This window comes from Caulobacter sp., from assembly GCF_017744445.1.
Taxonomy (GTDB): domain Bacteria; phylum Pseudomonadota; class Alphaproteobacteria; order Caulobacterales; family Caulobacteraceae; genus Caulobacter.
In genome coordinates this window covers 1-519 of sequence record NZ_JAGIBH010000152.1, presented here as the reverse complement: position 1 = coordinate 519, position 519 = coordinate 1, and the positions used below count along the sequence as shown (strand labels likewise).

Here is a 519-nt window from a genome sequence, read left to right as displayed (position 1 = left end):
CGCCTGCTCAGGCCGCCACGCCCCCCGCCGCCATCGCCGACGTCGGGACCTTCTTCGTCGGCGGCCACTATGCCCAGGGCGGCAAGGTCATGACCGGCCAGGCCCATGTGCTGTACCTGACGCCCGCCAAGCGGCGCCACAAGGCCGCCCTGGTGTTCATCCCTGGAGCGGGCCAGACGATCACCAACTTCCTGACCACGCCCGACGGCCGCCCCGGCTGGGCCAAGCAGTTCGTCGAGCAAGGTTGGGCGGTCTATCTGATGGACCAGCCGGGACGCGGCGCGTCGGGCTATGACCCGGCCGCCTATGGCCCCGCCAACCGCCAGCCGCCGGACTTCGTCGCCAAGCGCTTCACCGCCCCGCAGGACTTCGCGCCCCAGGACGGTCAGCCGCAGGGCTGGCCCCAGGCCAAACTGCACGACCAGTGGCCCGGAACCACCGGCAAGCCGGGCGACCCGATCTTCGACCAGTTCTACGCCTCGCAGGTCTCCAGCATCTCCGCCGGCCTCTCGGCCAAGC

General features: G+C 71.3%; 1 pseudogene. It reads left to right on the top strand.

From position 1 onward, the window contains the following. Positions 1-519: pseudogene (locus J7528_RS24160) on the top strand (hypothetical protein); the annotation flags it as partial.